This window comes from Flavobacterium sp. MMLR14_040, from assembly GCF_033657265.1.
Lineage (GTDB): Bacteria > Bacteroidota > Bacteroidia > Flavobacteriales > Flavobacteriaceae > Flavobacterium.
Genome location: NZ_JAWVWO010000002.1, coordinates 306,552 through 321,215 on the forward strand (window position 1 = coordinate 306,552; position 14,664 = coordinate 321,215).

Consider the following 14,664-nt stretch of genomic DNA (forward strand, 5'->3'; position numbering starts at 1 on the left):
GTGGTAATTATTTTTATTTTTCATTTAATCAATTAACATTAAATACGATTTCATTATCTCATCTGAATGAAATTGTTTCAATTCCACAAAATCTTCTTCTAAAAACTTTAATCGAAGCATTTTGTATATTGCTGAAGTAAATTCTTCCTGATTATGAGAATTTACAATATATTTTGATTTAATATTTCCCAAAATCTCTAAGGCTCCCTTATTAGTTATTGTTACTACAGGCACTTTTAAAGCCAAAGATTCTACATAAACCAAAGGCATAGCTTCTGAAAAAGAGGTGTGAATAAAAAGCTTTGCTTTTTTAATAATAGGAAAGGGATTTGCTAAAGCTCCAAATAAATGAATTATATTATTCAATCTTAACTCATTAATCTTTTTTTCAATCATATCCCGGTCTGCTCCCTCTCCTAGAATCACTAGATCATAATCAAAACCCTGTGTTCTCAATTGGACAAAAGATTGAAGCATGAAAGAATAGTTTTTTACTGCTTCTAATCTTCCTACAGCGATAATATACCTTTTTCCTAATAATTTATTTGCTATTGCTTCTGGGATTTCTTCCTCCGATTTCTTAAAAAAAGAATTGTTTATTACTGCATTGTAAATCGTTTGAATCTTTTTTTCTTGAACTTTACAATCTGAAATTAAATAATCCTTTACTCCTTCTGAAACCGCAACAACTTTATAAGATTTATTATACAAAAACTGAACTAAAAAAGGGGCTATTTTTCCAGTTAATCCTAATTTTTGCATTTCAAGATCCTGATAACTATGTTGACTCACGATAATTTTCATTTTATTAAAAGCAAGCATATTAGCAACCAAAGCAACTATATTCGGGTAAGTCGGCCCTGCTATTAAACAATCGGCTGAAGAACTTTTTATATATTTATATAAACTAAAAAAAGAATGCCTTAATTTCTTTGCATTTAAATCTATTACATTTATTCGAATATCTAATTCTGCATGAAGGTTTCCAATATTCCGACTAACTACAAAATCAACCTTATGTCCATTTTCAACAAAACTATTAGCTAAATTCACAAAGGCTCGTTCTACGCCACCCACATTAAAACTTGAAACAAAAAAAACGATATGCTTACCTTTCATAAATATTATCAATTTATTATCGATTACTATAAATCAATCTTAAACTAGTTAGCGATTAAAATTGTCTAATTTTTATTTCGGCGAAAAAAATAAAAAAGTTCGATATTTATCCTGTAAAAATATCGCAAATAGTTAATTCCAGAAATACCATTTTTTAAAACATGCCTAATTAATGTATAAACGTTCTTAATATGAACTTGGGTAGAAATTGTTGCAAACGCAGAATTACTACTCATTCTATATCTTACTAAAGGGTCTTTTATAAATAATGGTAAGTATCCATTACTAATTAATTTTAGCCACAAAGCATAATCCTCTGAAGTAACCAAATTTGGATCTTCATCAAACTCTAATAGTTCAGAATTTGATATAAAGGTTGAGGAAAGTGCAATTTGATTTTTTTTTATTAAATCATTAATATTTTTTACAACTTTGCGATTTGAAATTTCTTCTTTAGCAACTCCACCAAAAAGTAGGACTTCAGAATAAATTAGGACATTAGAATTGTGCTGAAAAATCTTATATCCTTCAATCTGACGCTCTAACTTATTAGGAAACCAAACATCGTCATCATCACAAAATGCTATGTATTTCCCTTTAGCTTTTTTCAATCCAAAGTTTCTATTAATCGCTATAATACCATTATTTGCATTTTGAAATGGTTTTATTTTTGATTCATTTAAGCCTTCAATATGACTAAAAAAATCATAATTTGAAAAATTGTCTACTACAATTAGTTCAAAATCCTGAAAAGTTTGACTTAAAATTGAATTTAAGGTCTCTATTAAAAGTTCTTTTCTATTATAAGTTGTAACAATTACACTAACTAGAGGCATTTTTTCTATTTTTATTTCTTAATCTTTTCAAGGTAATTAAAAAGATCATCTATACCATCTTCAAGGGTCCATTTAGGCTCAAAATCAATACTTTTAATGAGACTATTATCTAGCTTATACAAAGAAGGCTTTGAATTAGTTTTATTCTTCGTGACCACTAGAGGCAACTCAATTCCGTAACGTTTGGCATAAACAGTTTGCACTTTTTTTGCAATTTCTAAAATAGAAAAAGTATTACCAGTACTTAAATTATAAGTCGTATATGGCTCTGAAGTCTCGATTATAGCCTGAACACCATGACATAAATCCCAACCATGTATAAAGTCTCGTAATGGTGTACCATCTGATTGCAAAATTATTTTCTTTTGACAATATGCCATTTTACATAAATCATTCACGACCAACCACCAACAATTGTTCTCTTCAAATATGGGAGCTCCATAACTATTTGAGAGTCTTACTACCCGACATTCAATAGACGAAATGCGGTTATAATAGTCGCACAACATCTCTCCGATATAATGAGTCAATCCGTAGGCATTACGAGTATCAGTTGCACTGTTTTCTGTTATCACTTCATTTTGAAGGATTCCATACACCTGAGCCGTCGAAAAATAGATAAATTTACTTAATCCCTTTTTTGAAAAGACATCTAATAAAGACCACACAGGCGTGACATTTACTGAAGTCACAATTGAAGGAATACTGTTAGACTGGTGATGGTCTAATGACACCAAATGTATCAATACTTCATAATCATAATCAGATAACTCATCAAGAAACTCCTCATTTCTCACATCACCAACAATTACTCTATCCATTTGAGAAACCCATTCATTATCATCAGGAATTTTCGAATGACATAAAGCTGTAACCAAGTAACCTTCCTTTGCCAAATGTAAACAAAGACGGGCACCTATATAACCACTACCTCCAGTAACGAGTACTTTCTTTTTTACCATTTATATTTGATGTCTGATAAATTTTCCATACGTTGTATTTCATTGGGGTCATGCTCCAAATTGGCCAAATTTAACAATAAGTTAAATCTCAAACCAACACCTTGGAAAGCTACCCACACTCCTGGAGGAATAGTAATTCTCTGGTATTTGTTTTCACCTAGGGTTACATCAAAAAAATTGTTTTTTGTAGGACTATTTTCTCTATCATCAAAGATAACAAAGCGGATTTCTCCTATTGGTACTACAAAATTTAATGTCATTTCTAAATGTTTCTTCCATGGTTTAGTATCATCAGTATGTATCGTAGAAAAGTAGGCTTCTCCAAAACCAGAATACCCGGGATCCGATTTCTTCATGCCATGAAAAACATCACCTTTTGGATGATGTATTCTCTTTAATAGAGTCAATAAAACGCCATGTACAGTTATTTTGTCCATACTAAATGTGCCTGTGATGCTAAATTTTCGTATCCTTCAATTTGACCTTGTGTGTAAGAAAACATATTACCACTATTCTTGTAAAATTCATAGTACCAGTCGCTGGTATACTCTATCAAAGTATGATAATTCAAAGTTGGCTTCCATTGAAAGTGAAACAAAGCTTTGTCGCAATTCAACTTCAATAAACCAGCCTCATAGAATTTTATATCTCCTGTAACCTGATAAGCTTCTTTTGAATTTTCGAAATGCCAACGCAGGCTCATATCTTCCAATATTTCTTGAACGGTATGGTTGTATTCTGGCTTTGGACCAAAATTAAAACTTTCACCATTCAAAGTATGATCCCTATACAAACGCTCTCCCAATTGCAAATAACCACTAAGAGGTTCTAAAACGTGCTGCCACGGCCTAGTTGCTTTTGGACTTCGTATTTCAACAACTTTCCCTTCACTCCATGAACGCATACAATCTGGAATAATTCGGTCTAAAGCCCAATCTCCACCCCCAATTACGTTTCCGGCACGGGCCGAAGCGACTTGAACGGTTCCGCCTTCTTTTTTGAAAAAAGAATGGTAATAACATTTAAAAATTAATTCAGCAGCACCTTTACTTCCACTGTAAATATCTTTTCCTCCAACAGCATCAGTTTCTTTATAACCATAAATCCACTCTACATTATCATAACATTTATCACTAGTAATAATAATTGCAGTACAAGGTTTAGTGTAATTTCTTAAAACTTCCAGCACATTGGTGGTTCCCATAACATTTGTAGCAATCGTATCTACAGGTTCACTGTAAGATAAAGAAACTATAGGCTGTGCTGCAAGATGAAATACAAAATCAGGCTCAATTTCATAGATAATTTTCCTCATTTCACCCAAATCACGAACATCGGCAAAATAATGTTTCATTTTATCCGCCAACCCCAGTTCTTGAAACATAGACGGATTGGTGGGAATTGCATTCGAAATCCCGAAAACATCCGCTCCTAATGAAATTAACCAAGTACATAACCACGATCCCTTAAATCCGGTATTTCCCGTAACTAATACTTTTTTATTACGATAAACATCTCCAAAGATTATTTTTTGTTCCATTTTACCCAAGGTGCCTTATTATTAATATACAATTCATTCAATAAAGAATACTCTCTCGAAGTATCCATGGGTTGCCAAAATCCATCGTGCTCGAATACTTTTAATTCTCCCATCTCTACCAACTTTTTCATTGGTTCTTGCTCCAAAACCAAATCTTCATCATCACTAAGAATATCTAGAAACTCACGATTACAAACAAAATACCCCCCATTAATACGTCCACCACTTGCTTGTGGTTTTTCATTAAAACCAGTTATAGTACTACCATCTTCTGCTATACCCAATTCTCCAAAACGCCCCGGAGGTCTTACCCCAGTAAGAGTAACCATTTTCCCATGCGACTTATGAAAAGCAACCAGTGCTTCTATATCTATGTCTCCTACACCGTCACCATATGTTAACATAAAATGAGAATCATTACCAATGTATTTTTTAATACGTCGAACGCGAGCTCCAGTCATAGCCTTGATACCAGTCTCTGCTAGAGTTATTTTCCAACCATCTTCATCATGACTTGTTTCTGAAACGATTTGTTCCGATTTCTTACCCAATTTGATAGTTACATCAGCACTTCGAAGTTCATAATTAATAAAAAAATCCTTAATTATTTCACTTTTATACCCCATACACAGTACAAAATCGTAATATCCGTATGTAGCATACGTCTTCATAATATGCCAAATTATAGGTTTTCCTCCAATAGGAATCATTGGTTTTGGTATATCATCTGCCACATCACGAATTCTTGTTCCGTAACCTCCACATAATATTACTGCTTTCATAAAATATATTAATTTATTAATTTTTAAATCTAACTTTTGTTGACGTCAATTTTTTACCCATATTAATAAATTTTAATTCAAAAAAATTATATAATAAGATAGAAAACAAAATTGTAACCAACGGAACTAACACTAACAGACCTAACTTTATATTCAATTGATCTTTCAAGAAAAAATAAACTAATGGGTGAATTATATATACCCCATAAGTTGAGACTCCAAGTAATTCTAATGGTTTACTTAAAAAAAAAGGTAAGTTTATTTTTAACTTATAAAAACAAAACACAATCAAAATTGAAAATAAAACAAATATAATCCTTCCAATACCTGTAACAATAACAATTTGATCACCTGTGAAAGGCAAAAAGCAGAACAATAACAAAGACAATAACAAAATAGAATTTATAATTTTAGGATTAAAATCAATTTTCTCAAAATTGTAATAAATTGCTATACCACTAACATATAAAAACAAATTATTGAATGGGTTTATGTACATATTCCACTGATTTGATAAACTATGCACCGGCTTAAGTATATAAAAAGCAAAAACGAATCCAATCAAAAGACAAAATAAAAAAAATAAATTTCCAGCTACTTTTTTATAATTATAAAAAAATAATATTAATGGAGTTAGTACATAGTAAACCATTTCATTCCCAATTGACCACGCACCGGTAGCCATATAAGCAGAAGGCCTTATAAAACCAAATACTGTAGTTAAATTTATGATTAACATTTTATAACTATAAGCATTTCCAGAAAAAATTTGTTGAAAAAAAAGATAAAAAGACACCAACCATAACATAGGCCAAATTCTAAAAATCCTCCTAACAATAAAATTAAGAGCTGTTCTAATATTTTTAATGTAAGAATTATATACTATTGCCATACTTAAACCAGACAATATAAAAAATATAGAAACTCCGTAAACCCCTAATCTACCTAAAAAATTATGCGAATTTAAATGTACTCCCTCCCAGCCCTTGAGATGATAAAACATTATTGACAACGCCATTACCCCCCTTAACCAATCTAAAGTATCAATTCTAATTTTTCCTTTATTATTCATACTTTTTTAAATTAAGATCAATCCCCTCATCCATCCACCTACATACTAATACATTAATAATAAACAAAGGAGTAAACAAAATCACAACACTATTTAGCCATAATAAAGTTGTAATCATATAATATTTTGAACGATAAGTACAGTATATAATAAAAACTAAAACAAGAATTGTAGTTAATATTCCATTTTCAACCAAGGATTTAATTATCGGATTAGATTCCCCTCTATCATTATTTTTACCAATAAATCCAGGCCCCCTACCCAGAAATAATTCTTTTGGAGAAGCCATGACTAAATATAAAAATGAAGTATCTGCTCTTTCTGTTCTATCGTCAGAAGAAGAAGGACCTAAACTTTCTAATAGTTCATCTGTATTTACAACTGTAAACATTAATGCTATCCCAACCGACAGCATAATTCCATATAAAATATTCGCAGTTTTTTCTTTTAATCCAAAAATAGACATGATTTTGAACCCTAACATTGAAGCAAAAGCAATACTAAACACAATCCAACTCATTGTAGAAACAGAGCTTAATGCTCCTAATAAAACAATTAACTGAATGAAGAATACATAAGATTTATTCTTCATGAATTTTGAGATCAGAAAATAATTAGTTGAAAGAAACCATCCTTGATAACTAGGTTCAATCAAAAAACCACATACTCTCCCTATAACACCAGATTCAAAAATTTTGGGGTTAATATATCCTAAAAAATAATTATGCCAATACATGTAAACATCCAGTCCTTCACCAACTGGTTTTAAGACATATGGAGCTAATCCTAAGTTAAAAGCTAAAAATGAAATTATTGATAAAACAGAAAGTACTACAATCAAAATAAAGTAAAAATTCACCAGCAATCTTCTAAGACTTCTATTTCTTTTGACACTTACTAATAATACAATTGCTAAAAAAAAATACAATACCGAATAAATAATCTCAGCCAAAATTGCGCCTACAGAAACCCAGTACACAAAGGCAAAGACTAAAAAAACCATAATTGGCAAATAGACGCGAACAAAATATTTTTTCTTTATTACTGTCAAAAGTGAAAAAAAAACAATAAATAAAAATAGTGGTATGCGAATAATAAAAGGTACGTATATTGACACAACAAACGGAGAATGCATAAATATAAAAAAACCAATTAGCAGCACTAAAATTAAGGCTATTTTATTGTATCTTACTATTTCCATCTAAATTAAGGCTAAAATGATCTGTTTTTAATTTATTTCAATTGTTTTTTTTCGAACAAAATTGTTTTTTTGATAGCCTCTTCAAATACAGTAAATTCAAAATCAAGAATCGATTGTAGTAACGAAATATCCAAACAAAAATCTTTCACATCAGTTGCTTTTGATGCTAAATAAGTCACTTTTAAAGCCGGCAAATATATTTTAATTATATCCAATATCCTATTTAATTGATTTGATTTCCCTGAACCTACATTAATCGTTTTATTAACTATATTTCTTTTTAAAAGCTGAAAAATAATAACCACTAAATCATCTATAAATATATAATCTTTTGATTGTGTCCCGTCTCCCCATACTTCTAAATCTTTTCCTACCAAAGATCTTCGGATAGCAATATTAACAATCCCTTGATTTTCAGAACTGTGAAATTTTCCAAATGGATTAGAAACGCGTAAAATCAAATAATTAATTCCTTGTTGCTTTTTATACAAACGTAGATAATTTTCAATCGTCAATTTCACTACACCGTAAGAACTTACAGGATTGCAAATTTCATTCTCAGATATTAAATCCAAATGTTTTTCACCGTACACAGCTCCACCTGAAGACAAGTACAAGATAAAATTACATCCAAATTCTTTCATCACATCAAGTAATCCAATCGTAGCAATTAAATTTCCATTAATATCATATAAAACATTGTTACTCGAAGATAATGGAGTGGTTGAAGTAGCACAATGGAATACTTTCGTAAAGCTGTATTTAGAGAACAAACTTATTAACACATCTTTATTTTCATAATTTCCGGTTACAAATTCTACTCTTTCTCCGAAGTTCTTTTGGATATCTCGCGATAAAACGATAATTTTATAATTATTGAAGTCTTTTTGTATTAGAACATAGTCAATTATATTTCTCCCTATAAAACCAGTTCCTCCTAGCAATAAAATTGTTTCTTTAGCTTGCATAAGTTTGCTCATAAATTTGCTTCAATTTTATTCCGTATGTTGCTGGACTGTAATTAGCATAAGTTTCCCTCGCGTTTGAACCCAATTTTACTCTTAAGAATTCCTCATTATATAATCGATAAATTTCATTTGCTAAAGTTTCTTTAAAGGTTCCCAAATTATTTGGTAGCAAGACACCATTTACATTTGTTTCTATTACCTGGGAGATTCCCGCAAAATCAGTAGCAATAATTGGTTTTCCATATCCTAAAGCTGATAATAAAACTAATGGCATATCCTCATCTTTTATAGATGGTAATATAAATAAATTACAAGCTGAAATGAAGTCTTCACTATTATTTCTATATCCTAATAAAAAAATATTTGAATTCAAACCAAGTTCATTAATGTAATTTTTTAAAAAACTTTCCTGCTCTCCATTTCCAACAAAAGCACAATATACTTTTTCTTTAGAAAGTAATTGATTTTTAAACAAATCTGACAAGGCATCTATCAAATAACGTTGTCCTTTACGTTCTGATAAAAAAGCAACCTCAACAATAAGGAAACTATCCAAAGGTATATTCAATTCTTTAAAAAGCTCTTGTTTATTTTTTTTCACTTCTGGCAACGGCACACAATTATCAACTAAGACAATTTTGTTAGGATTAAAATTTCTTTTTTCTACCAATTGCTGTTTTGCTTTATGTGAGGCATTTATAAATAGATTGACATTTTTATAAATAAATTTATCATAAATTCTTTCTAAAAAACTGTTACACGACTGTGCTTGATTATTTACCTGGTAAATTATTTTTGTTTTGATCGTTAAATAATTGGCGACAACAAATATATTACAGCTTTTAGCTGCAGGATATCCGCCATTGTTAATATGTACTAAAGTTGGTTTTGTTTTTAGCAAGAGATACATTAAAACCAACAAGTTCCACAAAAAATAAAACTTAATTTTCTCGACTAAAAAAAAAGGAAATTTAATTACCTTTTTCACTAGATTATTTACTTTTAATATATTTATTTTATGAAATAATGTTTCATTTGACAATAAAAGTAAAGGATGATTTCCCTTCCTATCCAACAACTTTTCATTTTCCAGCCCTATCTCATAACTCTTATGTTTCCGGTAGGCATATAGAAAGATAAAATTTTTATTTAGAATTTCATTTTTCAATAAAAAAGCCATCAACTTCTCGCTACCACCATATATATAACAATCACTAAAGATTAGTATTTTTTGTTTTCTCATGATTTTAAAAAACTATTTGCTTTTAAATAGCCCCAAAGTCTTACTTACTTGCAGTCTCCAACTTTCTGAAACAAAATATTGAATAACAAAAGATACGACAAGTATTACTGACATTACAGCTGCAACACTTAATAAATTTATTTTCGATTTTTCCTCAGGCAAATAGTCTCTTACCAGAAATGAAATAAAAATTAAAAATAAAACAGGGAAGAGCATTGGAGAAAAAATGTTTTGCAAAGATTCCAAAATATTCAAATTCAAATAATCGATCATTAATTTATAAAAAACAAAAGCAGAAGATACAAAGGCTACCAATTTAAAAATTGCAAATGAATTTATCCCCAAAGCACTTATGGTTAAGGCAATTCCTGACCAAAAAATAAAAGGTAACAACACACTAACAAAATATAATGTCTTTTGCCTTTCTTTTGCAATCAGCAAAGAGCTTGTGGGATAGGTAACAAATGCAAAAACATTACAGAAAACCAGAAATTGAATTACCTCTACCGAATCTAAATAATTAATACCCACCCAAGCAAGTACAATTGGCTTTGCAAAAATAGCAATTGCTATTATGGGAAAAATTACCACAGGTGCTAAAATGGTTATTACTTGTAAATAGAATGACCTTAATAACTCGTCATTACCGCTCCCAACAAAATGATTGAACCGAATATTGAAAGGAGAAAAAAAAATCCCTAATACACTTCTAAAAAAAGAAAGCACAGTTAATCCTATAGAATAAATAGCAACTTGATTAGCTCCTAAAAACTTACCAATTGCTACCGAGTCTAATTCGTAATATAATATCCATGAGAAGGTCATAAACAAGCTTGTAAATGCCAGACCTTTCGTTCTATCAAATATTGTCCTATTAAAACAGATTGAGTGAGATAAGAATTTGAAATCATAATTGTATCTTTTTCTAGCAATAAACAACGTGATTAATGCCGCTATAAAATTAACTATTTGAGTAAATAAGAAATACCCAACTATATCATAGTTCTGCTCACGAAAAAACCACAAAACCGAAATTATTTTAAATATACTAGCTATGATATTTGTGCGCTGTATTATAAAATCTTCCATTCGTATACCGAATATCATTTGCAATAAACGTTGCAACAAAGTAGTGGGAGTAAAAATAGCTAAAATTAGTAATAAACTGGAAGCTATATAATGTTGATTGACCGTATTAATTCCTTTAACTAACAGCTCTGGTTTTTGGCTCAAAATAAAAAAAACAATAGAAAACAATGATAAAAAAACCAATAAAACAAAATTGGTAAAACCAATAACTTTAATTTCTTCTTTTTTGTTGCCCCTCGCAAAATATTCAGCAGCATATTTTTGACCTGCTCCCATAAATCCCAAATCAGCATAAGCAAGAAATATAGAAAATGAAATACATACTGAATAAATTCCGTAAGTAATTGGATCCGAAGTAAGATAAGGAATTACCACAAACATCGACAGAAAATTTAATACCAATGAAATACCTTGCCAAAGATAAATTTTAAAATAATTTTTTGTGTATGATTGCTGCACTACGTTTTTTTATTAATTGGATTAATCTAAATATTCAATGATAACCTAGATAATTTAGCTATTAGCGTTTATAATATTTAAAAATTTATTCTCATCATTTATATCTATGCTCAAAAAATCATTTAATTTATCGTAGCATATATTTTTATCGGGATTATTGATATTGTAGACCATATCTTTAAAATTATTTGAAAGCTTTACAAATGAGTCTCCTGTAAATGGAGACACTAATGGCAGACCTTCCAACGTAAGTCCCTCAAAAATAGGATCAAATAAGACATAATTTACACCAATCTTAAGTGCATCAAAAATCATAGTGGAACTAGGTCCTATTACAAGACTGGCTCTAATCAATGATTCGTTTTTTGGCAAAGAATCTATAATAAAAAAGTCATCAGTAAGATTTTTTAAATAAAAATCTGCATCTTCAGATGGATGGAGTCTCAATATAGCACATTTTACTCCCAACTTTTTTAAATTTTCTTTAACTAGCTCAGTATAATACAGGACCGTAGATCTTTCTGTTAAAGTAAGTTTGGATGAATCACAAGGAACTCCACACGTAGCTTTAGTAAGTACCAAAACATTTGTTAAATTTGAGTTGAGTGTAACAGAGTCAAATGAAGAATAAAAAGGATGTTTTAAAGTTAAAATTTTATCCTCCCTAACACCCACATTTTTATATAATTGCTTAAGTCCTGTTCCCCATACAATGAGATAATCTGCTCTGTTATCATCAATGCAATTATATCTGGCCGGCAGCCCATGTAAATAAACAAAGCTTGGAATTGCATTCTCTCTGGCTATTTTTAAGGAAAGCTTTTCGAAAAAAGCCATATCATTAGAAACAATTATAGCTAAAACCTTATTTTTAGCAAATAAAATATTTAACTCTTTTTCAAACTCAATCCTCAAAGACTTAAATTTATCTGACAATAAAAGTCTTATGCTTTTTTTTTTACGAATTAAATTCAGTTTTCTTATTATCATTGTTATTCTCCAATTGCCTAGCGAAATTTTTGCAATTGAAAACTGCCATGGTGGTAATAGCGTAATCGAAGTTGGAATATCTAAATTAATATATGCATTACTTAAAATTATATTTCTGCCATTATATTTGCTTTTTAATTTATTCCGAAAATAAAAAACAAAAAATAGTTTATTAATTACAAAATTTTTAAGCAACGATTTTGAACTAGGTTTATTTGCAGCATGATGATCACTGTAATCAAATAATGCAGCATTTACATCGTTAAGCAGTAAATCATAATTTTCATTATCCTCATTTGAAACAATAGTATTATAATAGTTATTTCCTAACTGCTTCTTCATTTTAACATCTTTAAATCAAATCTTTCTCCCTTTTCAATATCCTTAGTGACGATTTGCCCTAAAAGATCTTTTAGATATCTAGGATGCAAGCCGAAACCAGGTCGAATAGCCCTAACATTTTCTTTTGTAATTATATCGCCTTCTTTCATGTCTTTTATAACATATAATGAACGTGAAAAATCCCTTCCTTTGGCCTGTTTTTCAGTTAGTTTATAATCTACTTTACCTATTGCATGTTCAGCTTCCCTTACTGCTTTAACCATTGCTGTAAACTCCTCTTCGTTCATCGAAAAAGAAGAATCTGGCCCACCTATAGAACGATCCAAAATAAAGTGTTTTTCAATGATTTTAGCACCAAAAACAGTTGCTACAATTGGCACTGTAGCGCCCATAGTATGATCAGATAAGCCGCTTATTACATTATACCTTAACGCAAGGTCCTTAACCATGCACATATTTGCCTCATAAATTGGTGCTGGATAGCTCGACGTACATTTTAATAAGGCTATTTCATTATTATTCATCCGTCTGCACGCTTCCAAAGCTAATTCTATATCGACCTCTTCAGCTATACCAGTAGAAATAATTATGGGTTTTCCTTTTGAAGCCACATATTCTATTAAAGGTATATCAGTAATTTCAAAAGAAGCAATCTTATAAGCAGGTACATTCAAAGTCTCTAAGAAATCAACAGCAGTTTTGTCGAATGGGGAAGAAAAACAAACTAAACCTTCTTCTTTTGCCACTTTAAACAACTCTTCATGCCACTCCCATGGAGTATAAGCTTCTTGATACAATTTATAAAGATTTTTACCCTCCCAAATTGTTCCTTTAATTAAAAAATCTTCTTTATTGGAATCAATTGTTATAGTATCAGCTGTATACGTCTGAAATTTTATGCAATCTGCCCCTGCTCGTTTTGCGGCGCGAATAGTTTCAATAGCAGTATCTATGCTACCATTATGATTGGCTGAAAGCTCTGCAATAATAAAAACACTGCTTTCTTCATCTATTTTGAAATTATCTATTTTCATTCTGTTCTTTTTTTATGTAATGAAAACTATTAAAATTCTCATACTTCCTCATCTCCTTAAATTTAAATCCAGCTTTTTCGAAAACATTTTTAGAACTTAAATTTGTTTCTTTTATAAATGCATTTATTGTAAAGTTTGGGTTTAAACGTAAAAAAAAATCTGTTGCCATTTCTAGCATTTCTTTTCCATAACTCTTACCTCTATGCTCTAAGGCAATAGATATGCCAATTACAGCATCGTAGTCACTTTCTTTTTGGATTCTTATTTGTCCAACCTTCAAATTCTCTTCATTCTCAAAAATCACCATCATACATGAATTATCACTTAATTTGGACCTGAACCAATTTTCATGATTTTCAAAATCAATTGTACCAGAATTATATGATTGCTCTCGAACAATTGAATCGTTTGCCCATTCAAAATACAGTTTCATGTCAGCCAAACTTGCTTTTTTAAAACTTAACATATTCTATTTATTTTTGAATGAATTACGACATCAATATATTCATTATCAAAAAAACAATGCTCTTTCAATCTGGCGTCTTCAACAAAATTAGCATTTTCAAGTACGGTATATAAATGAGGTCTTAAATCAAAAGCATAAGTAAAAATCTTATGCATTTTTAAATCATCAAATGCTACTTTTTCGATTAGTTTTAAATAACTGAGCCAGATAGTAGAAAAACTACTCTGCTCTAATTCAGTTTTCATAATAAACGAAATTTCAGCATTTTTATCAATCCAATTTATATGGACTAATCCTCCATATCCAATAAATTCACCGTCTTTTAATAAAGAAAATAAAATTTGATTAGGTTTTTCTTCTTCAAATAATTTAGCAACAATTTCACTAAAATAATAATCCTGCTGAGCTTTAGTCAATACATTTTTTTGTCTTAAATGATAAATTTGCTCATTTCTTATTTTTAAGATATCATATTTATCCTCGTCTCTAATTGGAACTAACGAAAATAAATTTTCTCGAAAAATCAAAGTTGACAAACATTTATAACTTCTCATTTTTTTA

At 30.0% G+C, this 14,664-nt stretch carries 15 protein-coding genes; all 15 read right to left on the reverse strand.

What is annotated here, in order from left to right; translation table 11 throughout:
* Window positions 1-24 precede the first annotated feature (24 nt).
* On the reverse strand, window positions 25-1,119 hold the full coding sequence (locus tag SD960_RS04105; protein ID WP_318801085.1) for a glycosyltransferase: 1,095 nt from the start codon (window positions 1,117-1,119) through the stop codon (window positions 25-27).
* A 65-nt stretch (window positions 1,120-1,184) separates the two neighbouring features.
* On the reverse strand, window positions 1,185-1,955 hold the full coding sequence (locus SD960_RS04110; protein WP_318801086.1) for a glycosyltransferase family 2 protein: 771 nt from the start codon (window positions 1,953-1,955) through the stop codon (window positions 1,185-1,187).
* Window positions 1,956-1,966: 11 nt separating this feature from the next.
* The gene (locus SD960_RS04115; RefSeq protein ID WP_318801087.1) at window positions 1,967-2,917 is read right to left on the reverse strand and encodes an NAD(P)-dependent oxidoreductase; all 951 of its coding nucleotides are present in this window, start codon (window positions 2,915-2,917) and stop codon (window positions 1,967-1,969) included.
* A complete protein-coding gene (locus tag SD960_RS04120) occupies window positions 2,911-3,354 on the reverse strand; it encodes a dTDP-4-dehydrorhamnose 3,5-epimerase (protein ID WP_318801088.1) in 444 nt (147 codons plus the stop codon). The genes SD960_RS04115 and SD960_RS04120 overlap by 7 nt, the downstream gene beginning before the upstream one ends.
* Window positions 3,342-4,457, reverse strand: a complete 1,116-nt coding sequence (gene rfbG / locus SD960_RS04125; protein ID WP_318801089.1) for a CDP-glucose 4,6-dehydratase — start codon at window positions 4,455-4,457, stop codon at window positions 3,342-3,344. Before rfbG ends, SD960_RS04120 begins: the two co-directional genes overlap by 13 nt.
* Entirely contained in the window at window positions 4,442-5,239 is a 798-nt protein-coding gene (gene rfbF, locus SD960_RS04130) for a glucose-1-phosphate cytidylyltransferase (RefSeq protein ID WP_318801090.1), read from the reverse strand. The genes rfbG and rfbF overlap by 16 nt, the downstream gene beginning before the upstream one ends.
* Before the next feature lie 16 nt (window positions 5,240-5,255).
* The gene (locus SD960_RS04135) at window positions 5,256-6,311 is read right to left on the reverse strand and encodes an acyltransferase (RefSeq protein ID WP_318801091.1); all 1,056 of its coding nucleotides are present in this window, start codon (window positions 6,309-6,311) and stop codon (window positions 5,256-5,258) included.
* A complete protein-coding gene (locus SD960_RS04140) occupies window positions 6,304-7,512 on the reverse strand; it encodes a hypothetical protein (protein ID WP_318801092.1) in 1,209 nt (402 codons plus the stop codon). The genes SD960_RS04135 and SD960_RS04140 overlap by 8 nt, the downstream gene beginning before the upstream one ends.
* A 32-nt stretch (window positions 7,513-7,544) precedes the next feature.
* The gene (locus SD960_RS04145; protein WP_318801093.1) at window positions 7,545-8,480 is read right to left on the reverse strand and encodes an NAD-dependent epimerase/dehydratase family protein; all 936 of its coding nucleotides are present in this window, start codon (window positions 8,478-8,480) and stop codon (window positions 7,545-7,547) included.
* The gene (locus SD960_RS04150) at window positions 8,470-9,723 is read right to left on the reverse strand and encodes a glycosyltransferase (protein WP_318801094.1); all 1,254 of its coding nucleotides are present in this window, start codon (window positions 9,721-9,723) and stop codon (window positions 8,470-8,472) included. Before SD960_RS04150 ends, SD960_RS04145 begins: the two co-directional genes overlap by 11 nt.
* Window positions 9,724-9,735: 12 nt before the next feature.
* Window positions 9,736-11,193, reverse strand: a complete 1,458-nt coding sequence (locus SD960_RS04155) for a polysaccharide biosynthesis protein (RefSeq protein ID WP_318801095.1) — start codon at window positions 11,191-11,193, stop codon at window positions 9,736-9,738.
* A 132-nt stretch (window positions 11,194-11,325) separates the two neighbouring features.
* The gene (locus tag SD960_RS04160) at window positions 11,326-12,603 is read right to left on the reverse strand and encodes a hypothetical protein (RefSeq protein WP_318801096.1); all 1,278 of its coding nucleotides are present in this window, start codon (window positions 12,601-12,603) and stop codon (window positions 11,326-11,328) included.
* Window positions 12,600-13,637, reverse strand: coding sequence for a pseudaminic acid synthase (gene pseI, locus SD960_RS04165; RefSeq protein ID WP_318801097.1), 1,038 nt, complete (start codon window positions 13,635-13,637; stop codon window positions 12,600-12,602). The genes SD960_RS04160 and pseI overlap by 4 nt, the downstream gene beginning before the upstream one ends.
* The gene (locus SD960_RS04170) at window positions 13,624-14,103 is read right to left on the reverse strand and encodes a GNAT family N-acetyltransferase (protein WP_318801098.1); all 480 of its coding nucleotides are present in this window, start codon (window positions 14,101-14,103) and stop codon (window positions 13,624-13,626) included. Before SD960_RS04170 ends, pseI begins: the two co-directional genes overlap by 14 nt.
* The gene (locus SD960_RS04175; protein ID WP_318801099.1) at window positions 14,097-14,657 is read right to left on the reverse strand and encodes a GNAT family protein; all 561 of its coding nucleotides are present in this window, start codon (window positions 14,655-14,657) and stop codon (window positions 14,097-14,099) included. Before SD960_RS04175 ends, SD960_RS04170 begins: the two co-directional genes overlap by 7 nt.
* Window positions 14,658-14,664: the final 7 nt, after the last annotated feature.

Bases quoted from the DNA above. Each gene is read 5' to 3' on its own strand.
- SD960_RS04140 (WP_318801092.1), bottom strand. From the start codon at position 7,512: ATGGAAATAGTAAGATACAATAAAATAGCCTTAATTTTAGTGCTGCTA.
- SD960_RS04170 (WP_318801098.1), bottom strand. From the start codon at position 14,103: ATGTTAAGTTTTAAAAAAGCAAGTTTGGCTGACATGAAACTGTATTTT.
- pseI (WP_318801097.1), bottom strand. From the start codon at position 13,637: ATGAAAATAGATAATTTCAAAATAGATGAAGAAAGCAGTGTTTTTATT.
- SD960_RS04160 (WP_318801096.1), bottom strand. From the start codon at position 12,603: ATGAAGAAGCAGTTAGGAAATAACTATTATAATACTATTGTTTCAAAT.
- rfbG (WP_318801089.1), bottom strand. From the start codon at position 4,457: ATGGAACAAAAAATAATCTTTGGAGATGTTTATCGTAATAAAAAAGTA.
- SD960_RS04105 (WP_318801085.1), bottom strand. From the start codon at position 1,119: ATGAAAGGTAAGCATATCGTTTTTTTTGTTTCAAGTTTTAATGTGGGT.
- SD960_RS04115 (WP_318801087.1), bottom strand. From the start codon at position 2,917: ATGGTAAAAAAGAAAGTACTCGTTACTGGAGGTAGTGGTTATATAGGT.
- SD960_RS04175 (WP_318801099.1), bottom strand. From the start codon at position 14,657: ATGAGAAGTTATAAATGTTTGTCAACTTTGATTTTTCGAGAAAATTTA.
- SD960_RS04145 (WP_318801093.1), bottom strand. From the start codon at position 8,480: ATGCAAGCTAAAGAAACAATTTTATTGCTAGGAGGAACTGGTTTTATA.
- SD960_RS04110 (WP_318801086.1), bottom strand. From the start codon at position 1,955: ATGCCTCTAGTTAGTGTAATTGTTACAACTTATAATAGAAAAGAACTT.
- rfbF (WP_318801090.1), bottom strand. From the start codon at position 5,239: ATGAAAGCAGTAATATTATGTGGAGGTTACGGAACAAGAATTCGTGAT.
- SD960_RS04135 (WP_318801091.1), bottom strand. From the start codon at position 6,311: ATGAATAATAAAGGAAAAATTAGAATTGATACTTTAGATTGGTTAAGG.
- SD960_RS04120 (WP_318801088.1), bottom strand. From the start codon at position 3,354: ATGGACAAAATAACTGTACATGGCGTTTTATTGACTCTATTAAAGAGA.
- SD960_RS04150 (WP_318801094.1), bottom strand. From the start codon at position 9,723: ATGAGAAAACAAAAAATACTAATCTTTAGTGATTGTTATATATATGGT.
- SD960_RS04155 (WP_318801095.1), bottom strand. From the start codon at position 11,193: ATGTTTGTGGTAATTCCTTATCTTACTTCGGATCCAATTACTTACGGA.